This is a genomic window from Lachnoclostridium sp. An14 (assembly GCF_002160755.1).
In the GTDB taxonomy this organism is placed as follows: Bacteria; Bacillota; Clostridia; order Lachnospirales; family Lachnospiraceae; genus Lachnoclostridium_A.
The window spans coordinates 1-19,463 of the sequence record NZ_NFLE01000047.1 but is presented as its reverse complement, the minus strand read 5'-3'; the positions used below and the strand labels follow the sequence as shown (position 1 = coordinate 19,463).

Annotated in this window: 26 protein-coding genes and 1 tRNA gene; all 27 read right to left on the bottom strand. The window is 51.5% G+C overall.

The features are described from left to right. Positions 1-11: 11 nt before the first annotated feature. Positions 12-317, bottom strand: coding sequence for a DUF2577 family protein (locus tag B5E84_RS18120; RefSeq protein WP_162612898.1), 306 nt, complete (start codon positions 315-317; stop codon positions 12-14). Continuing rightward, positions 310-1,332 (bottom strand): XkdQ/YqbQ family protein, encoded by a 1,023-nt coding sequence (locus tag B5E84_RS18115; RefSeq protein WP_087225685.1) that lies wholly within the window; start codon positions 1,330-1,332, stop codon positions 310-312. Before B5E84_RS18115 ends, B5E84_RS18120 begins: the two co-directional genes overlap by 8 nt. Positions 1,333-1,336: 4 nt before the next feature. Beyond that, positions 1,337-1,780 carry a hypothetical protein gene (locus B5E84_RS18110; RefSeq protein WP_143469267.1) on the bottom strand — a complete coding sequence of 148 codons (444 nt, stop codon included), beginning with the start codon at positions 1,778-1,780 and terminating at the stop codon, positions 1,337-1,339. A gap of 282 nt (positions 1,781-2,062) precedes the next feature. Beyond that, entirely contained in the window at positions 2,063-4,147 is a 2,085-nt protein-coding gene (locus B5E84_RS18105) for a tape measure protein (protein WP_087225679.1), read from the bottom strand. 13 nt (positions 4,148-4,160) lie between these two features. Continuing rightward, a complete protein-coding gene (locus B5E84_RS20705) occupies positions 4,161-4,316 on the bottom strand; it encodes a hypothetical protein (protein ID WP_162612897.1) in 156 nt (51 codons plus the stop codon). A 14-nt stretch (positions 4,317-4,330) separates the two neighbouring features. Continuing rightward, positions 4,331-4,759 carry a phage tail assembly chaperone gene (locus tag B5E84_RS18100; protein WP_087225675.1) on the bottom strand — a complete coding sequence of 143 codons (429 nt, stop codon included), beginning with the start codon at positions 4,757-4,759 and terminating at the stop codon, positions 4,331-4,333. Between the two features lie 12 nt (positions 4,760-4,771). Beyond that, the gene (locus B5E84_RS18095; RefSeq protein ID WP_087225672.1) at positions 4,772-5,245 is read right to left on the bottom strand and encodes a phage tail tube protein; all 474 of its coding nucleotides are present in this window, start codon (positions 5,243-5,245) and stop codon (positions 4,772-4,774) included. A 14-nt stretch (positions 5,246-5,259) separates the two neighbouring features. Next, entirely contained in the window at positions 5,260-6,573 is a 1,314-nt protein-coding gene (locus tag B5E84_RS18090; protein ID WP_442911404.1) for a phage tail sheath family protein, read from the bottom strand. 47 nt (positions 6,574-6,620) lie between these two features. Further along, complete coding sequence (locus B5E84_RS18085; RefSeq protein ID WP_087225666.1) at positions 6,621-6,821, bottom strand: hypothetical protein; 201 nt, start codon at positions 6,819-6,821, stop codon at positions 6,621-6,623. Next, entirely contained in the window at positions 6,802-7,248 is a 447-nt protein-coding gene (locus tag B5E84_RS18080; protein ID WP_087225663.1) for a phage tail terminator family protein, read from the bottom strand. The genes B5E84_RS18085 and B5E84_RS18080 overlap by 20 nt, the downstream gene beginning before the upstream one ends. Then, a complete protein-coding gene (locus B5E84_RS18075; RefSeq protein ID WP_087225660.1) occupies positions 7,245-7,742 on the bottom strand; it encodes an HK97 gp10 family phage protein in 498 nt (165 codons plus the stop codon). Before B5E84_RS18075 ends, B5E84_RS18080 begins: the two co-directional genes overlap by 4 nt. 4 nt (positions 7,743-7,746) lie before the next feature. Beyond that, positions 7,747-8,145, bottom strand: coding sequence for a hypothetical protein (locus B5E84_RS18070; protein WP_087225657.1), 399 nt, complete (start codon positions 8,143-8,145; stop codon positions 7,747-7,749). Further along, on the bottom strand, positions 8,142-8,657 hold the full coding sequence (locus B5E84_RS18065) for a DUF4054 domain-containing protein (protein ID WP_087225654.1): 516 nt from the start codon (positions 8,655-8,657) through the stop codon (positions 8,142-8,144). The genes B5E84_RS18070 and B5E84_RS18065 overlap by 4 nt, the downstream gene beginning before the upstream one ends. 12 nt (positions 8,658-8,669) lie before the next feature. Then, positions 8,670-8,843 (bottom strand): hypothetical protein, encoded by a 174-nt coding sequence (locus B5E84_RS20700; protein WP_162612896.1) that lies wholly within the window; start codon positions 8,841-8,843, stop codon positions 8,670-8,672. A gap of 121 nt (positions 8,844-8,964) precedes the next feature. Then, a complete protein-coding gene (locus B5E84_RS18055) occupies positions 8,965-9,996 on the bottom strand; it encodes a DUF2184 domain-containing protein (RefSeq protein WP_087225648.1) in 1,032 nt (343 codons plus the stop codon). 19 nt (positions 9,997-10,015) lie between these two features. Continuing rightward, positions 10,016-10,531 carry a structural cement protein Gp24 gene (locus tag B5E84_RS18050; protein WP_087225645.1) on the bottom strand — a complete coding sequence of 172 codons (516 nt, stop codon included), beginning with the start codon at positions 10,529-10,531 and terminating at the stop codon, positions 10,016-10,018. Continuing rightward, positions 10,531-11,778 carry a DUF2213 domain-containing protein gene (locus B5E84_RS18045; RefSeq protein WP_087225642.1) on the bottom strand — a complete coding sequence of 416 codons (1,248 nt, stop codon included), beginning with the start codon at positions 11,776-11,778 and terminating at the stop codon, positions 10,531-10,533. Before B5E84_RS18045 ends, B5E84_RS18050 begins: the two co-directional genes overlap by 1 nt. Continuing rightward, on the bottom strand, positions 11,778-12,002 hold the full coding sequence (locus tag B5E84_RS18040; RefSeq protein ID WP_087225639.1) for a hypothetical protein: 225 nt from the start codon (positions 12,000-12,002) through the stop codon (positions 11,778-11,780). The genes B5E84_RS18045 and B5E84_RS18040 overlap by 1 nt, the downstream gene beginning before the upstream one ends. Positions 12,003-12,166: 164 nt before the next feature. Further along, positions 12,167-12,331 carry a hypothetical protein gene (locus tag B5E84_RS20695; protein ID WP_162612895.1) on the bottom strand — a complete coding sequence of 55 codons (165 nt, stop codon included), beginning with the start codon at positions 12,329-12,331 and terminating at the stop codon, positions 12,167-12,169. Continuing rightward, positions 12,315-14,453 (bottom strand): phage minor capsid protein, encoded by a 2,139-nt coding sequence (locus B5E84_RS18035; RefSeq protein ID WP_162612894.1) that lies wholly within the window; start codon positions 14,451-14,453, stop codon positions 12,315-12,317. The genes B5E84_RS20695 and B5E84_RS18035 overlap by 17 nt, the downstream gene beginning before the upstream one ends. Before the next feature lie 307 nt (positions 14,454-14,760). After that, positions 14,761-14,928, bottom strand: coding sequence for a hypothetical protein (locus B5E84_RS20690; protein WP_162612893.1), 168 nt, complete (start codon positions 14,926-14,928; stop codon positions 14,761-14,763). Next, entirely contained in the window at positions 14,918-16,387 is a 1,470-nt protein-coding gene (locus tag B5E84_RS18030; protein ID WP_087225633.1) for a phage portal protein, read from the bottom strand. The genes B5E84_RS20690 and B5E84_RS18030 overlap by 11 nt, the downstream gene beginning before the upstream one ends. Position 16,388: 1 nt before the next feature. Beyond that, positions 16,389-16,586, bottom strand: coding sequence for a hypothetical protein (locus B5E84_RS18025; RefSeq protein ID WP_087225629.1), 198 nt, complete (start codon positions 16,584-16,586; stop codon positions 16,389-16,391). Further along, positions 16,583-17,881: a PBSX family phage terminase large subunit gene (locus tag B5E84_RS18020; protein ID WP_330374308.1), complete on the bottom strand. Its 1,299-nt coding sequence runs from the start codon at positions 17,879-17,881 to the stop codon at positions 16,583-16,585. Before B5E84_RS18020 ends, B5E84_RS18025 begins: the two co-directional genes overlap by 4 nt. Next, positions 17,853-18,776 (bottom strand): terminase small subunit, encoded by a 924-nt coding sequence (locus tag B5E84_RS18015; RefSeq protein ID WP_275533086.1) that lies wholly within the window; start codon positions 18,774-18,776, stop codon positions 17,853-17,855. Before B5E84_RS18015 ends, B5E84_RS18020 begins: the two co-directional genes overlap by 29 nt. Positions 18,777-18,813: 37 nt before the next feature. Beyond that, positions 18,814-18,886 (bottom strand) — tRNA-Ile (locus tag B5E84_RS18010). A 142-nt stretch (positions 18,887-19,028) separates the two neighbouring features. Next, on the bottom strand, positions 19,029-19,463 hold a 435-nt coding region (locus tag B5E84_RS18005; protein WP_330374307.1), incomplete at its 5' end, for a hypothetical protein.

Sequence of the window (19,463 nt, the reverse complement as noted above, 5' to 3'; positions counted from 1 at the left end):
CCGCACCTCCCTTATACTTTTGAGAGCACAATGAAACGCTGGCCCTTTGAAACGCGCAACATGAGAACCTTGTCTCCTACTGCAAGCCCTTCATTGATCGTCACAGTCCCCCCTTGACCTCCCTGGACTTGGGCCGTTTTCGCAATCACTCCGGCCGTCAGGATCAGCGCCGCAGCCGGGATCGGCTGCATGGTTGTCTGTAGCTGCACGGATAGAGGGGAGGCGCTGATCACGGTTCCGTATGCCACATCAGCAGGTTTCTGTCCTTTTACACTGTCCTGCGTTATGGAGTGAATAACATCAATTAAATCAGACAATCTGTATGTCACCTCCCAAATTATCAAAGTTTTTGACCTCCACCGTCATGGTGTGATCATCCCCGTCAAAACTATGCGTTACCTTCTCCGCCAGCAGCAATCTGGAGACGGACAAAGAATCCACCGCACTGAGTTTCACCGGTACGATCATACCGGCGCGGAATCCTGGAACCCCCAGAGCGCTTATGGATAGCTCCTGTACGACCCGGTTATAATATTTCAGATACATCTCACACATCATCTCGATCTGCGCCGCGTTCAGGTTTTCGTCCACTTGATCATAGTATTGCAACAGCCCCCACTGAGCCTGCGTGGCGGTATCTTCCACGATGTACGTATCTGCCATCCCAGTTTCGGAATTTGGACGAACCAGTTTCACCCGGTTATACGTATCGCTGTCAATGTCCCGGCGATACGTAAAATCTGTCGCTAAACTTTTGTCCCCGATCAGTATGTTTGTATACATATTCCGGGTCTCTCTAAGTGTCAGTGCGCCGACATCGTCGTAGAACACGAAAATCTTCCCGGTCATATAAATAGTCTCCGCCAGGGCATCGAAGATGATGTCAAGACAGCTCTCATTTTCCTTGATCAGGCACGGGAATATATAGCCCGTGTCCTCCAGTGCACCACACTGCAATCCAAAATCGGCGGCAATCTGCTGAATGATCTGTCCCAATGTCATGTTTTCGAACGTGTAACTGGCATTTGCCTTTAGGTACCTTAATTGGTCATACGCGGTGTATTGCACTTCTCCGTCCTGGTTCTGTTCAGCAGTGAATACATATCCCTTAAACATATGCACCCCATCAACCGCGAGCTCTACGCTGCTGCCTTCAGGAATGGATATTCCGCCCTGCTCCAGAACCGTAAACGTCAGTTTCGCCGGGGAATCAAACCGGTTGGTTGTTAATTCTGCTTTTGTCTCGGCGCTGGAATAGTCTGTAATGGCGGTCTGCGTGGCTCCCCCTGGGGCCGGGCTGACCGATTGTACCTGCAAGGAAAAATCGTCCATGTTATCACCCCACAATCTGCAACTGGTCTGCCCGGATCCACCCATAGGACCCGATCAGGATTGGGTATGGATTTCCATCCACGATCCGTGATACGGTAGTTTGGAGGTTATTCGCTGTCCCATGCGGCTTTGTTCCGTAGCTGTCATAGCAATATTCTCCGTTGGCAATTACCGTAGCCCCTACACGCATAACCGGGGTCTCTACCGGCCGCGCTGCCTCCGCTGTCGCCTCTGCCGCCTGCGTCTCCTGTCCTGCCGCCGGAGTTGTGATAATGCTCACTGTCCTGGGGCTGTAGTCCCGATATTCCCGAAATGTAATGCTGTAATAGATATCCCTGGGTTCCCCGCCCTTGTCAGTCGTCTCAAACTCTGAGACGATACAGCGCATATTTGTATCATGCAGCCGATCCCTGGAAATAATCAGGCGGATTTTCTGCTTTAACTTCATCGCAGATTCAATCCTTTTGATATAATCTTCCGGATCATCTGAGCTCGAATTAACGTATGGATCCGATCGAGAAGACGGAAAAAAGCCCTCCCAGGATACTTCCTTTAAGGCGGGCTTTCTCTGCACTACGACCTGACCGATGCCAATCACGTCATGTTCTTTATTGTCGGTGGGGTAACTGATGGAAATTTCTTCCGGATTAACCGGCAGCACCATTTTTCGGCTGCCAAATTTCAGATAAATCTTTGCGTCAGGACTGACTTTTGATATGGCGTCGCCTCCTTATCCATGGGCTACCGATGTGTGGGCCGCCCGCTGCTTGTTCAGAATGTCTTTGAGCTTGTCCGCTAAGTCGTCTTCACTGATATTATCTCCGGAGCCTTTGGGGACATTAACGGTGATGACTGGCGCCAATGTCTGCAATTCAATATTATTCATATACCGGCGCTCTGCCAGGTCCCGATACATCTTGACGTCCTCGTCGGAGAGTTTCACGTCTCCATCGACACTTTTGACACTTCCCACCTTTTTCACATCGCCGATATCTCCCAGCTCCCCGGACGTCGGAACCGCAAAATCCCCCAGTCCGCCTATTCCTCCGGCAATGTCATCCAGGCTAAGATTCATATTATCCAGTTTAGAGCCGATGTTCGATCCCATGTTCCCCCATTGGGCTGCTGTAGCGGCAACATCCAGATCCGACATCCGTTTAATTTGGATCGCGCTTTCTCCAAACGTATCATCTACCCATCCGGCCATCTTTCCACGGAAACCGGACACCGCCCCGGCCATATCCGTTCCAAGCAGCGCGTCAATCGCTCCTGCGACAGTTTCTACAATCCCTAAGATTGTATCGAATATATCAAAAAACAGCCTGGCCGTGGCTCCCAAAGGATCGTCCCACACGTTGGCGAAAAATTCCGCAAAAGCAGCTATGACATTCCAAAGAGATGCAAATACATTGTACCCCACAGCGTACAGCGTCCCTAAAACCGCCCCCACAAAACCTCCCACTTCTTCCATGCCAAAGCCAAATTGCTGCGCAGCAATAAGAGCAGATGCCAATAAAACCGCAAGCAAAATAATCGGCCAATGCGCAGCCGACCATGCTGCCGCGCTGGCAAGACCGCTCTTAATATTTGCAAGCCCCGTAAGGATCGCCCGTCTATGTAAAACAGCGTACGCTATCCCAATAGCAGCCAGTACCGGCAAAATAAAATCAAGGTTTTGTGACGCCCACAAGGCCCCCTGCCCAATCGCAGATAAAGCATCGACTCCCATTTCCGCAAGTAACGAGAATAAGTTGATCATCTGCGTCAGCAGTTTTTGACCCTCATCTGAATTCAGAAATTCATTCCAGTCCATTGCAGCTCCCTGCAAACTGTGCTGTACCTGATTGCGAACCTGAGTCATGGCCTGGGACAGTGTCATAGGCATACTATTAAACTGCTCATTGATCGACTCCGCCGACGCAAGCATCGCGTTCTTTACCACTTCGGCGCTGATCTTCCCCTCCTCCGCATATTTCTTGATGGACCCTGATGCCCAGCCCATGTACTGTTCAATGTTACGCGCGATTCCGGGAGCAACATCAAGAATGGAATTCAATTCTTCTCCTCTCAGAGCTCCGGAGGACATGGCCTGCGTCAGCTGGACCATGGCCCCTTCCATGGCTGCCGCACTACCGCCGCCAATCGCAAACTGCTTGTTGACCGACTCCATAAACGCAATCAATTCCTGATTGGAGTTAAATGCGTTTCCGGCATTCAGTCCCATCTTGGCAATGGCATCAGCAGTGGAATCATATGCGGCCCTGGAACGTTGCGCTGATTGATAGATCATCTCATTCAGCTCCGCTGTGGACTGCGCCCCGTCATTCATCATGTTCAATCTGGCATTGGTTTGAGTCAGGGCGTCTGATGTATTCAGGAAAGACTTTACCAGCGCCGTCGCCCCGGTGGCCGCCGCTATTTTGCTCAGTGTCCCTAACAACTTCGACGCAGACCGCTCCGTATCATCTGTCTTTTCTTTGTGCCGTTTCTGATCTTCAATGATTTTCAGCAGTGTTTGATGCTGCTGCTCCAGCTGGACCCCAATCTGCCGGATAGAGCCGATGGTCGCCCCGGCTGATTTCCCCAGAGCATGGGTAAGGTTTTTATTAAATTTGGCCGCCGACTCATTGGCCTGTGTAATCAGCTGATTCGTTCGGCTAACCTCGCTCCCTACCTGGCCAATCGCGTTGACGGTCATAGCTGCGTTCTGGCTCATCAGGTTGGTGATGCTGTCATCCAAGCGGGCTGTTATGGAAATCGCCCGGTTTCCAGCCGCCTCAAAAATACGAAAGGAGGCGGAAAACCCGTCTGTCAATGTTAATGTCTCATTAATAGCTCCTACGGTTCTTCGCCTCCTCGTGTTCTTTCAGTTCTTTCTCATACAGATTCTGCATCAGGAGTTTCTCTTTTAACGGCAGATTCAGAACTTCATGGGGAAACCTTCCATGATCGCACAGCAAGCGCTGGCAGAGCTGTACGTTCAAGGAGTTCCCCGCCATCAGTTTTTTATTTCAGCATCAATGGCCTCGATGGTGGCATCGTCCGCCAGCTCATCAATCTCATTCAGTTCCCGGATCGCGCGGACAAGACGGTTGTATTCGCCCACGGAGAGCATCCGGTTCACCACATCAGCCGGATCTACCGTTTTGTAATAGGCGCAGAGATCGGAGCTTTTCAGATCCGGTTCCACTACGCACGCCTGGATCAGGAGGTTTCCATACTTTTCCCCGTTAAGTTCTTCCATCAGCCGGCCGTTGACCTTCTTTCTCTCCGTGGCCTGCCTGATCAGTTTGTTGTTCGTTTCCTGGTCAATAACCCGGATCACGAAGGGGGCCGGTTTCCCATCCGCCCCCTTTAATCTCTTGGACGGATACACCGTCTTTGTCTCATTTACTACAAGCGGCTGCATATACGCCTTTAAATCCATATCATATCCTCCTTAATTCCCCAACTGTGTGGGCTGGTCATTGAAATAGTTCAGTACTTCCAGATTGGTGTAAGAAAAACTTACCTCCATTTCCAAAAAGTCTGCATCCGCATCCAGCATGGCCACCGGCAACTTCTGGAGTTTCACGTTATACAGTACCACTGTCTGCGTCCCCACACTGGTGCTGGGATCGTCATTGGTAATCTGTAACGTGAAATACGGCAGCCGTCCGGTCTTCAAATAATCCTGGAGCAACCGGATAAAATGCGGGGTTCCGTAGTAGATCGTCATAGATCCGCTCAGGGAAACCCCGGTAGTCTTTTTCTGTACCAGTGTGGTGCCTACTACTTTGAAATCTGCCTCCTGGAATTCTGCATCAGACTGGAACTTTTTCATGCCGAACATCTCGATATTCTGGCCATCAATGGTCATAAACGCGCTGCCGCTCTTTCCATTGAGGGCATCGCGCTCCAACAAAAATGCCATGTACTCTTTCCTCCTTACTCACTCTCAGCCGTTACGGCCACCGTAATCTCCATATAGATTTTCTCAACGCTGTCCACAGGCTGGATGCTGACGTTAATCAATACCGCGTCAACATTGTTTCCGGCCTCCACGGTCACATCCTCAGCGTCAAAATTTTGAATGCCATTGTTGGCCTGCATTTCATTGAGATAACCGACAATCCAGCCCTTGAGCAGGTTCCTGCCAGTCTCGTTGTTGTCCACCTTGCCGATAAAATAATTGGAAAAGTGCTCATAGGTATCATTACAGATCTGCATCAGCACGCGCATGACACGGTTCTTGCTGAATTCCTGACCCTTTTCCACCGTAAATGTGGTCAGGGTATTAATATCGGTGCAGACCTTCACGTTTCCGAAACTGTCAATAAAGCACAGGCAGCCGCTTTCCACCGCCTCCTGCGCCTGGGTGTCCGTCAATTTTGGATTCGCCTCTACAGCGTGGGGATACTGTGCATAGGTCAGCGACTGATAATACAATGCGCCGGCCTCTGCCCCTCCCACCCACCAGGTGGCCTGCTGAGCAGTAAGCTGTGTACCGTCATCCAGTTTAACGCCGTTTTTGACAGCAATGACAAATTCCGAATTGCAGTTTGCCGCCGTATCCCCGGCCATAACGGCCTGGCACTTCTGGCCTACGTTGTTGGATACACGCTCCACAAACGCCGCAAAAGCCTGAATGGTTGTGGAGTCCGTCCCGTCGTATACCAGGATGTCAAACTGATACGGCTCAATAGCTGCCAGAAAATTGGAATAGTCTGCCGTCGCCACCGTCGGGTCTGCACCAGTTGTCAGCGGCTGCCCCGCGCTCTCTGTGATCTCGGTTCCGGTACCGGAAAATCCCACCCATGCGTTGGCTTTTAACTGGGCCAGATTGGTGATGGATTGCTTATCTACCACGGTACCGTCGATCACTGTAGATACGTCATAAGTACCTTCGTCATCTATCTGCTCAGAAATAATAATGCTGATGTCGTTTCCGCGCGCCCCTGGATACAACGCCGTTACAGTCAGCGCCCCAACCGTCGCCTTTGCCTGCACACCTCCGGTGCCGGTCGGGCGATACAGCAAAATTTTACTCGGACCTGCTGTGGTATCGCTCCCCTTCATCATCTCACGCAAGAACAGTGCCTTCTCTGACGTGATATCATAGCCGATATACGGCCTTAAATCTTCTCCGGGGATAATTGTCTGCACTACCCCCGTAGGGCCCCAAGATAACGGTTCTGCAATGGCTACTATTCCACGGCTCCCTACGTTTGCTACAACGCTCCCTTGACTTTTTACATTGATGTAAACGCCAGGAAGTACTTTATTTTGGCTTGTCCATGTTCCGCCTGCTATGCGTTTGCTCCATCTCCTTTCTTTTCTCCGGATTTTCCAGGGGTCAGCACCTTGTCCAGGGCGGCTTTCGCCTCCTGAATGGTGTAGGTTCCATTTCCCAAAATTACCTTGGCAAAATCCTTCTGGTAACCCGCCAAAGCCTTACTTCCCAGCAGCTTCTCGGCGGTATATTTTTTCTCAGCTTTTTTCTGTGACATTGTTTTCCTCCATCACCCTCATGGGGTTCGAATCACGCGGAAGCGATACTCGCTGGCGAATATGAAACTTATAATGCAGTTCCTGATCCTCGGTACTTGCCTCGCGCTCATAGGTATGCAGCGACACGGTCCCGGTACCGTCTGAGTAATCGAACATAAGCAGGTGCTCATCCAAATACTCCTGCACGGCCTGAATTTCCGCATTTCCGCCCGCGGCATTACGCTCCTGAACATACACCACGTCCAGTCCCAAATTCCGAAAATATCTTCCATCCGGTTCGTCTGAAATAGAAGAGGGCATCAGAAATATAAAAAAGCAGGGGTAATCAGTCCCCTGCTGGTTTGGTCCCAAATATACCGGGCAATCATACCCGGCCTTGAGCACTCCTGCGATACTGTCAATTACATTTGCAATCGTAAAGGTCATTTCATCCGCTCCCTCACTCTCCTGTCCAGTTCCTTTCGGACGACAGACCGATATTTCCCTATAGCCTTTTCTTTCATGTACAGACCTGGGACGTAGGTGGTTTTTGTCCCAACCATAATACCTCCCACATCAGGATCAACTCGTTCCAAAAGCCCGCCATTATTAATCAGGCCGGGAACATAGTGTTTATCTACGCGATGGCCGTCATTGACATATGAGGCATACTGCTTGTTGTTGGCAAGCACGGTCTGCGCACTGCCGCCGGTCATAACAGGCTTAGTCTGGCTGTCCAGCTCCCAGTGCTGCGCCATCTGGCCGCTGCGCGTATTTGTCCCGGCGATAGCGGAGCCGTTGGGAGGGGTATTCTGAGCAGCCACCTGCACAGCGGCTATGGTCGCTGCTTCGGCCACCTCTGCCATGATTTTCGGCACATCCTTACCGGCCTTGTTGAGCTCGGCAAAGCGCTTGCGCATCTGACTCCCAAAGCTCGACATCCCATCACCTCACAATATTCTGCTGCAGCAGCCCAACCTCCATATGCTCCAGTCCCGTAAGCGCTCCTCCCACAGGGTCATAATAATGCTGGGGATTGCCCGCAAAATAGCGCTCCGGCTCGCCGCCGCGCCCCAAGGCTCCCCCGCGGGTGACAAGCAGCTCGTCCCCGGCCCGGATATCCGCACTCACATCGCAGGACAACTTGTCCGTGGACTGCACCCGGGCGGCGGTGTCCTGCATGGCGGGGCCATTTTTCTGGCTGCTGTACACCCGGCAGGGAATGGCAGCGCCTACCTGCCTGCGCTCCTGTGTGTCCACATTCCCCACTGTAGTATTAACTACACGGTACACATCCGCTGCATCCGTATACCATCCAGCAAAAATTGGATTGTCAAAAATCATATGGCATACACCCCTCCCATGCCCACCATGCGGGCCATTGTCACCAGCTGGGCCCCATATTGGGTAGCATTCCAGGTGCCCCATTTTTCGGTGCCTGCCGTAATCGCGCTGTTATCGTAACCGATGGAGGTATCCCCCATAGTAGCTGTCTTAACAGCGCCCACTTGGGCGGCCCCATTGGCTACCTGGGACGCGCTGTCAGAGCTGGGTGAATAGGTCTTTAAGTACATGGCAGCAAAATGAGCTACGTACAGTCCCGCAGCGTACCGCCACATAGAGCCCCATCTGGAAGGCAGCACGCTGTCATTTGCCTGGTCAATAAATGTCTGGAGCATGGCTTCCGGCAGGAGTGGTCCCTGCGGATCCCCAGTGCTGTAAAACTGCGGGAAGTCCGTCCGGAACATCTCCACTGTATAGTCCCCGTGCTCTTCCGGCTGCGGCACGTTGGCCGCTGTCTGCTTTGCGCCCTCAAAATATGGGATCATGGGATTGATATAATCATAGGGCCACATGCCGCCACCTCCTTACTTTTTGGGGGTTTTCTTGTCCTCTTCTGCTTTTTCTTTGTTTTTGGCATCTGGCCGGATATCCACCGCATCCGCCTTGTCCGCAGCTTCCATATCCGCTTCATACAGTGCCTTGTCCTTATGCGACGCCGGCGCGGCCACCAGGCCCCCCTTAATTGCCTTCTGGATCAAGCGGCTGTTAAATACATCCTCCGGGATGTCTCCAATAAAATCCTTTTTGATTAAAAAAGACGAGCCGTCGGCCCGCCTCACTTTGAAATTCCGTTTGGAAAGTATAAACATTGCATCCTCCTTAAATCCCATCTACATACACAATGGTTTCGGCGTAAAACGTTTCTGTCTCGGACACGTTGCCCGCGTATGCCGTATCGTAGCAAAAATGCGCCGTGTTCGGGCTGGTCATGGCCCTGGTCAGCGGCACCAGCTCATCCATCGCCAGGTAGCGCTCTTTGTTAGAGTAGACAGCCATGCGGTCATCGGAGCCATCCGCACCGGCGCCCTTGCACCAGTTTGTAGCGCCAATGAATAGGTCGGAGCCGTTCTGTTTAGCCACGTTGTTGTCCAGAAGGAAGGTCAAGATTGTCTTTTCCGCCAGCTCGGACACACGGGTGGTCGCCAGATAGTTGTACTGCTCATACGGCATAATGATATGGTTCGGGATCGCGTCAAGGTCATATTCTGCCTGTGCCCATGCGGTCAAAATCGCATCGTTGATATCCGCCAAAATCTGATCCGGCGTCTTATCCTTAAACTTTGTCGAGGGGGAGGTCGCGCCGTTGGATGCCGCATCGGTAACCAGGACATCCGGATCATTCAGTAATCCCGTACTGTCATAGATCTTAAAGCCAACATAGGTATTCTCATCCATATGTTTGTCATAAGTCATGCGCAGGCCGTCCCGCAGCAGGCTGTCCAGGTTACGGCCGGTCATGTTGCCGCGCTGCATATCAATCCACTGTACGCGGGTGCCGGCGGCAATCATATGGGTCTTAAACAGCCCCTTGGAAAAGTCCGCCTGTACCATCGGGATGCCGTTGGCTGCACCGGCAGTAACAAGATTATCTCCGGAGCCTCCGGTAATTCCATATCCTACCTGCATGGCGGAGACAAATTCGGCCCATCCGCCACCCACCCGGATGGGGATGTCCCTTGTGTATGTAAAACTGGTAAGGGGTGTCCGCACCATCATGTCCCTCTTTTCCAGCTCGGACGTTAAAAACGCCTGGCCGGATGCGATGCCTGCATCGTCCATCGCAAAAGCCCTAACCGGACCGCTTGTATTGCGGCCCAAGTCAAATGTTCCGACATTCTTAAAATTCGGCATTATTTATTTCTCTCCTTCCTTATGCGTTGATAATCGTCATGATCCGCATTTCAGCGATTCCGTTGGCGTCCGCAATGCCTTTCCACTGGCAATTGGTCAGCTGTACCGTATTTGTGGTATCCGCTTCCGCTTCAAATCCGCCCACCACTGCATCCTCATAACTTGCATTGGCCTTTACGCGCAGATATACTGCACCGCCCACGGCCGGCGTACCCTTCTGGCATTTAACATTGACGCATCCTCGTTTCATTACCGGTACGGCCTCCCCGGGGGTATACTGGCCTATATTCTGGTTTAAGTAGTCTGTAGCAGACTTAATCTCGCGTACAGCCACACCCAAGAACTGGGCTGCCGTAGATGTGTCGGTGGGGAGTGCCACTGCCTGGGTGTTTGCAGTATCCCGTACCACCGCCAGGCCAAAAGGCACATTTGCCGTCCCGGTCAAAGGATGGGAATCAATCACGGAATCTGGCTGTCGGGCATAAGATCCCGCATAGCCGTGGGGCATTGTCTTACCAATCGTCTGTCCTCTCATTATCGCTTATCCTCCTTTTTTGTTTTGTGGGGATTGCAGGCATCATACGCCGCCTGCACCTCATCAATAATCTTCTGCTGGTTCGGACGGGAATCTGCGGCCTTCTGCGCATTGTTCTGGGCCGCCTGCATGATCTTTGCGATATCGGATGCACCGTCCTGGGCCGTTACGCATTTAATCAGGGCATCAGACACAGCCACGCGCTGTTTATCGTCCTTAATCCCAGCCACTACCGGGCGCATGGCTTTAAGGATTCCAGCTGCCAAGGCCTTATCCATTGCACCGGCTCCACAGGCGCCGCGGCCTTCGTCCATTTCTTCCGCGGGCACTACATGGGCCCCTTCCGGATCACCGGCGGTCTCCCCGGTCAGGGCCTTGATGGTCTCTTCCAGCGGGTCTCCGTCCGCCTCTTTTGTGGCGGCTTCTTTCGCTGCTTTGCGGGCCATCAGTTTTTCCAACAGGCCATCAATGGATGCATCATCCAGGCTGTTCACGTCAAAAGCTCCGCCGTCCTTCGTGGGTTCCTCTTTCGGTGGCTCCTTTGCTGGATCCTCCTTTGCTGGTAATGTGCCCTCGTCCATTGCAGCGGCTGCATCCTGGGCCATTTTGGCGATTTCGTCCGGCGTTTTATCCTTCACCGCCAGGCCAAACCATTCCAAAAGCTTACTTTTCATAGTTACCTTCCTTTCTGGCGGATTCTCCGCCGGGTGAATTGTATTTGAATCTAAAATAGCAGCCCGCTTCCCGGCTCTCCCCCGATCCACGACTGCTATATGATTCCCTCTGATATTTTTTTGGCTATAGCTCCCATCCTCATTGGGGACATATTCACACTCATATCCGCAGCTGACTTCCCGTTTTCCGCCCTGGATTGCGTCAATCAGCTCCCGATCATGAATGTGGAGGTCTGCCAGGATGTAATCTGCCCACTCGCCGGCGCCGCGCCGGATGTTCTCTGCATGACCCATCTCATAAAGGCGCACATCGTCCGGGCCAATAATTCCAGGCGGGTGGTCATTGGTCACCGGCTTACCCTCAAAGCTGGCCAGCGTGGCCTGAGAAAAAACTTCTTCTGGGCTGCGGTGGACTGCCAGCACCTTCCCGGCCTCTGTCCCATCCAGGCCGATCTCGCTCCCCAGATAATCCTGGTCACCGGTTCGGGCAATCGGGACATTGCGGCAGATCAAAAATCCGTCGTGCGTCTCAATCTGGTTTGGGCTTATGGTGTAGCCGTAATATTGGATCATCAGTCCACCTCCCCTGTCTGCTCTGCCACTGTGCCGGGCTCCCCTGTGGTGTACCGCACCAGCATGTCCTGGATTTTTACGGCATGATCACTCTCATCTTTAAAGATCTCTAAGAGCTGGGCCTTATCCTCATCCGGAGCCAGAAGAATCATGGCCGCATACAGGCGCTGGGCCTGGGCTTCCTCGGCGGCAGCTTTTTCTAAGATGTTTAAAAAATCATCCATCTTTATCACCCTTACTTGTGTAAGCAAAACAATCGAAGTCTATGGGATAAAATGTTAACTTTACCCGCGGAGGTGAATCTCCCCGCTGCTCAAACACAATCTTTTCGACTGTTTTGCTGATTTCCTCGTTCCCAATCCATATTTGGGTTCTATTACCATCACACTCAATCCGGAATTTCGCCATAATATAAGTCCCTTTCTTTCACAATTTTCGCAGCCTCATCATCGCTCAAAATCTCTAAAACTGTTTTTCCGTCCTGAACACATGGCTTGTACCAGTGAGTTCCATCATAGTAGAGGCTGCCACGCTTATTAAATTTCGTTATCACTCAGCGTCTCCTTTATCTCTCTATTCTGTTTCTGGTACTCCACCTGTAACTTCTTGTACACATCATCGTCCGCCCGCTTGTGCTCCTGGAAGGTCTTAAAGGTTTTGTAGGCTTTATCCCCCAGTACAGCCCGATACCGGCGCCACTGGTGAATATCATCCAGCAGTTTCCGTCTGTTTCGCTCCTTTTCCTGGTAAGCCTTAATCTGCTTTTTAGTTCGAGGATCACGGTTCAGAGGATTAAGAGCCGGATCGGAAAAATCCCTGTCTCGTTTAATCTGCTTATCCGTTTTGCCGATGGTGGTATATTTGACTAGGCTATGTAGACAATTATGTGTCACTATGTTATTATATACATAGTAACCTTGCCGAGTTTCAAGGTTATAAACATAACCATCGTAATAGGAGGTTTCAATATGCGTAAGCTTGCTTACGATAAAGCAATCATCACCAAAGAACTTCTTCAATCTTTGTATAGCAAAGGAGTCTCTCGTGCTCAAGTTTCCCGGGACTATAACGTTCCTATTCGAGCGCTTAAACACGCCGAAAATGAACTTGGAGTACCTTTGCCAATTCGGCAAGGACACCGGAAATTTTATGATGTCTCTCCGGTATTCCTTGAAACCCATAGAGAACAATTTGAGAAATTTCTTGAACTTCACAATCAAGGTATGACCTATACTCAAATCGCTGAAGCCTGCGGTTGTTCTCCATCTCAAGTCGGAAAGCTTTTTACCGTTTATGGATATAGTTTTGATACCGCCTACAAAACCAAAGCTGCTCACGAAGCAATAAAAGGGAAAAAGCGCTCTTATGATGACCTTTGTCGCCGCGCTATTGGCAAGGAGCGAAAGCCACCTAAGATGAGCAGGTGGGAAGTCATTTTTAATGATTGGCTCACTGCTAACAATATTCCCTTCACCTACTCCAAAGCTTGCGGGAAATACAATATCGACTTTGCGATTGGAAATTCCGTCGCCGTGGAACTGTACGGGGGAGCCTTCCATGCTGAAGGTCGTGCTGCCGCGCGTCTTAATGAAAGAATAAAATATCTCTTCGACTCTGGTTGGAATGTTTATACTATTTGGTGCCTTTCTAAGGAGTCTACGATATTTCCGGGCTGCCTCAATGATTTCATCGCCTTCCTTGAGCGTTCCCGCAGCGACAAATCCTTCCGCCGTCAATATCGGGTGATTTGGAGTGATGGTGATTTTATTTCCGCTGGCAGTGATGAGAGTGATTACGTTCCCTGTGTAATACCTCCGGCTCGCAGACACGAGGCTCTCGCAAAGTATAGAGCCCCCAGGGACTAAGCAGTTTGGATGGATGTTTAAATATGTGTTCTCCAAACTCTCTGCCCCCGCTGGGTCTATCTTTCCAAACGCCAAAGAAAGCGGCGGATAATCCGGATTCGTGCCGCTTTTACTGTACACCCGCCCTTCCAATGGAGCGCAGACCGGACAGGTACTCCCGATCTTAACGATCTGCCATAGGTCATGATCGTCTGCTGTGAGCACGGCTGCCACCTCCGCCTGCCGGGCAGTGGTCCGGGCGCACATATTACAATAGTCCGATAGTGTCCATTTCCGTCCGGCCTTGTCCGTAAACGCTGTGATCCCCTGGTTTTTTAGCTCCCGGGCCATACGGGCGCTGGTCTGCGTCCATCCAATGCCGGAGGCCTCCTGCTGTGCAACCTGCGTTAATGCCGCGGTACGATATGGATCCGTTTCCAGCCTGGCAATTGTGTAAAAGCCCTGCACCGTCTTGTAGGCCGTTTCTGACGCCTCTGCGATCTCTCCCAGCAGATTGTAGGACAGCTGATTTACTGCGGCTGTCTGCGGCGCTGTGAGTGTCCTGGCATTGCGATATCCTGCGGCATCTTTATCCGACCGATAAAAGATCTTCTCGATCATCTCAGGAACATACTCCCAGCACTCGTCCTGCATGTTCTGCAGAATCTGCTGCACCCGTTCCAGGGCGGCGACCTCTGCATAGTCCACATACCCGGCGGCGCGCTTGCGGGTTATCTCATCAATGATCTGACGCTCTGCTCGCAAAAAGAGCTGCCGGAGAAACAATGTCAGGTCTTTGGTTTCGGGCGGGCGAATAAGTTTAATCGCCATGTAAAACCACCTTTCCCAATACTTTTGAGATGTCTTCGGAAATTTTGGAGATATCAGCGCCCGTGTCGACATTTACATGTATTTCCACGGGGAAAGTAAAGGTAGAAGGATCCAAATATCCCAGGCTCTCCATGCGCTTAAGATCACAGGCTTCACGCTTAGGACAGCACCTGCACCTTTTACACGTTCTTGACAGCCCCATATTCCTCCACTTTCCCGCAAATAGAACACCGCCGCACATATCCCTTTTGCTTCGGGTCATAGTGTTTCACATAATGATGTTTACAGCGTTTTTGTCTAATCATTTTCAAGATTCCCATGTTTCACCCCATTTTTTTAAAGTATAGATTAGCTCCTCAAGAAGAAGAGAAAGTTCCAGCTGCTCTTTCTTAAAACCACCTAGAATCTCGATTTCTTCCCCGTCTATGCAGAGTGTCCCGTCTTTGAATATCTCTTCTTTGTCCTCAAATGGCATTTTGCTCCTCCCCACTCGGCTCCCGCGGCTGGTTCCCGGCCATTTCCAGCCCTGCCAGCGGGTCAGCCATCAGTTTGCTGTTGGTATACGTCTGCCCGCGGGCGGCCTCGATGGCCTCATCGGAAATCTTGCTGAATATTCCGGTTTCCTCGCCCATCGCCTTCAGCTCCTGCATGGCTGTAGCCGCATCCATTAAATCATTTTGATATACGGACAGGATGGATGCCGTATTCCGTTCGGTGATTTCGGACTGTTCCTTGGCATCAGCGGTCTGCATTGCGGGGAATTTAATGTCCAGATCATCCGGTATCACTCCCCAGGCCGACAGCGCCATGATAGGCAATAAACGCTCAATAATAGGTCGCAGGTCATTTTCCCGCAAGCCGTCTATGTAATCATAATAATTCTGCATGTCGGCCTCTCCGGTAGCGTTTAGGCCGGCAGGAGAGCGACCGAAGAGCTTTGTTACCGGTGTTCTGGCAGCTCCAGACACATCCATCATCACCCGATCATATACCTCTGGCAGGCCAGTAAAGGTATACTGCGTGTTATGGATCGCATCTCCCTTATTGATCACTCTGGTACCAAAATTACTCTCCATGACAGACTGTGCGGCCAGAACATTCCAGAAACGCCGCTGCATCTCCGTATTGGCGGTGCCCAGCAGCTGATCCAGTCCATCCGTCTCCATGTAATTAACATTGGCCCGGAAGGTCAGCGCTGCGATATTGGCGGCTACATTGTCCCGCCGGACAATCTCGTTATAAATCGCCTCAAGCTCGCTCTCTCCCCAGTAGACTTCCGTTACCTGCTCCAACCAGGGGAGCTCCCGGCCAATAAACCGGATGATCCGGCTGTGATGTACTCTGGCCACCATGTATCCGGTGGTATCGTCCCGGATCGTGTAATAGGCAGGCAAACCAAAATCTAGGTCAGATGGGTCTGTCACCAATTCGCCCTCCGGATACACGCCGGACCAGCGGTCAAGGATTTGGAGGCCCAGGAAAGAGCCGGGAAAGACCATATCCAGATCCAACGGCTGACTTAAATCATTTTGGCCCTTGATCAGGATCACACCAACTGCGCCACCGTATAGCCTCCCCCAGTACATCCCCAGAAGGAGCTTTTTCCGTAGCTGCGTCCGCCGCTCCAGCTTTGTCATTTGGTCGATGTATTTCGGGGGCACTCCGGATTTAATCTCGTACCATTTCCGGATCATGTCATTGGGGATCGTGGCCACGATATTCTGCACGATCCAGTTATCCCGGTACAAGCTGGTCAGCAGCTCATAGTTCTGCGTCATCCTGGTCATGGGGTACGTGGTGGCCTGCAAAAGGTCCATGGTCCCGAATCCGATCCGTGCGGCAGGATTGGAAAAGGCATCCATCGTACTGACGGGCGCCTGCCTGGTGTTGTTCGATTTTCTTGCCCGGTCCAGGGCCCGTTTTCTCTTGGCCATATTACACTCCTTCATTCGGCGGGAATGGACTATGCAGAAACGCAATCATATAGGTCATTGTTTGCAATCTTGCCTCTTTCTCATTCCCCGTCAGATCCAAAAACTTTTGATACGCTCTATACTGTATTTCTACAGCCTGTATAACCGATAGAACCAACTCGCTGTTCAAAAAACTCACCTTTTTCTTCTCACCATTCATGCTCCAATCCTCCAATTCGGCAATGAATTTACCTTATACCGGATCGCGTCCGGCCCATGGTCTAATAGCTTTACTGGTTTTTCCTCTCCCCTCTCTGCAGCCTTATCGTCCCATACATAAGACTGCATCTCCGCAATCAGACCTTTGCATTTTTTGCGGTTAATGCGGAGTCTTCGTTTCGCAATGAGTGCCCCCGTCTTGCGGATACCATCAAGCACATCATTGTCTGCCTCTTTTACTACCCATCCGCGGCTCCTCAGCTCCTGAATGAAAGAGGCAGCTGAAGGGTCAACAATAATCATGCACTGGTCTTCCGGCTGCGTTCCCATAAACACCTCCATATCATCCGCATATTGGGAATCTGTCTTTTGCGGATTTGCCGACCGCCTGGCCTCCTCTGACCGGCTGTCCCAACGGTATTCGTCTTCCACCCACAGGACTTCCCCATCATCCCATATCTCATAGAATACACAGGGATTCGTAGTGCCGTAGTCAACTGCAATGCTTTTGGCGGACACGTGCCTAGTACGCTCCTCCAGTTGGTCATACATATTAGCGTCTGTAAACATCGTGTATATCAAACCTTCGGCGGTTTTCCAAAGTCCCTTGATATACCGCAGATAGAACACGCCGGCATACATACTCCGGTACTTAGCCTTAACTTTCTCAGACAAGCTCAGGTTATCGTCCATAGTAAAATGCAGGTAAATGAGTTTTTTCTGTCTGCACTTATCAATCCAGTTAATTTTGAACCAGTGCAGCGGCCCTCCTGGGTTACAGTTAAAGAACCATTTGGCGCCTTCTACTGAGCATCGTCCAGTCGCCTGGTTGACAAAGGATTCCGGCATCAGTGCCACCTCGTCAAAGAACGCGCCGTCGGCCGTGATGCCCTGCACCAGATCCTGGGAGCCCTCGTCCTTGCCGCCGAAGATGTAAAAGTAGTTGGTCACGCCTTTTCTGGATACTTCCAGCATATTCGGCGTTTCGCCTGATATGTGGTGGGTGCAATGATAGCCTCTGCTGCGCAGCATGGTTATCAGGTTCGTGAGCACGTTGCGCTGGAAGGAGCTGATGGTCTTTCCAGCCATTATAAAATTCTCGCCGTTGAAAGACGACATGGCCCAAAACACAAAAGAAAGGGACATGGAAACGGTCTTTCCGGACCGGATCGCGCCATCAGCTATAATTCCATCGTAATCTTTCACCGGGCTGTTTTCTGTCCACCAGTTCAGGACCATCCGCTGTTTTTTAGATAATGGCTTAAACTTAAATATCGGTCTGCGGGTCTTCATCATTTTCTGTCTCTACTCCTTCCAGGGGCACTGCCCCAGCCCAATCTTCCTGCCCGGATCCTTTCAACGCATCCAGGAATCCATCGTCCTCTGTTTCTTCCTCTACGCCGAATCCCGCTTTTGCCTTCAAAGTAGCAATCCTCATTTTCTGTTCCTCTGTGGCCAGATCCATATGATCGGCCAGCCAGTCAAGGGCTTTCAGGCGGTCCATAAGCTTGATACTAGCTCCGTCCTTTCCCTGTTTCACCTCGGCGATCAGGGTACCATCCACCTGCGATGACTCGCGGAACCGGACAGTATTTACTTCTTTCGTCAACGGGATCTTTTTGCCGGTTTCAGGATCCTTCACCTCAACCGGCCCGAAAGCTCCCATGACCTGAACCCGCTCCCGGCCGAACTCCACGAAATCTGTAATGTCCGAAAAGGCGATGTCCATGTACTTCTGGAAAATATCGTGCTCGTCCAGCATCTCGCGATTGAGACGTGCCTGCTTGAGGCTGGTGATCTCGTCTCGAATCTTAGCATTTTTTAGCAACGCCGATCCGTTGGCCATGGCCGTTTCATAGCTGCAACCATAGGCCTTCCGATATGCTTTCGTGGCGTTAAAGCACCGAACATACAGGACGCAAAAAAGCCGCTGCTTATCGGTCAGATCCGGATTCTCCATCACCTGATCCACCGCCTCCGCAACAGCTTTTCTTTCTGCCTTTCTCTTTTTCGCAACGTTGCGTTTTGGTTTTTGCAGCGTTGCATTGCCCCACCCATACCGGTTCTTCCAGCTTCGAACCGTCCCCTCTGGAACGCCCAGGGCCTCGGCGATCTCAATCAACTTTTTCCCACTCTGGAACATGGATTCTGCCTGTTCCACGCGGGGATCCGGCGCTCTTGGCAATATCACCACCTCTCAATCGCTTAAATCATGTGCCAAAATTAAGTAGCAGGGGCCGGACTCGAACCGGCGCTCTCCGGGGCATAAACCCGGCAAGGTTCCAACTCCTCCACCCTGCGTCAACAATTTAAATCCCCCGCCAGGCTGTGACACCTGACGGGGGATTTTTCTGAGGAGGGCTAAATCAATGGGTTTATTCACTGACTCCAGTTTACACTATAACACTTTGATTCGTAACATTGGTAACAATCGTAACAAACTTTACTTTTCTGCCATAAATCTTTGAAATTCCATTTTTACGCTTGCCTCTGTCGCCTTCCGCCCCATCTTTGCCGCTACCTGCCCCCAGGTCATCCCCTCAAAGACTTTGTAGCGGATGATCCGCTGCATCCTGGGCGGCACCGTCACCAGCCACTCCTCCACCTGTATCTTGATCGCCTCTGCGGCGGCCTTACGCTGCTCCAGGATGTGCTCCTTCCGGTCCAGTGCATCGTGATCCAGGGCGTCATAGGGCACGCCGTGAATGGTGCAGCTGATCTCACCAAAAGGGAAATCATAGTCTGACATCCTGACCTTATCCGTGACGGTCTCCCGCCGGCGGCGCTGGAGCCTCTCGATTTCCTCCTCAGTTTCCTTGACCAGCTCGCAGGCGTCTATGTACTGGTACAGTATCTGCTTGTCCACCGGCATCACCTC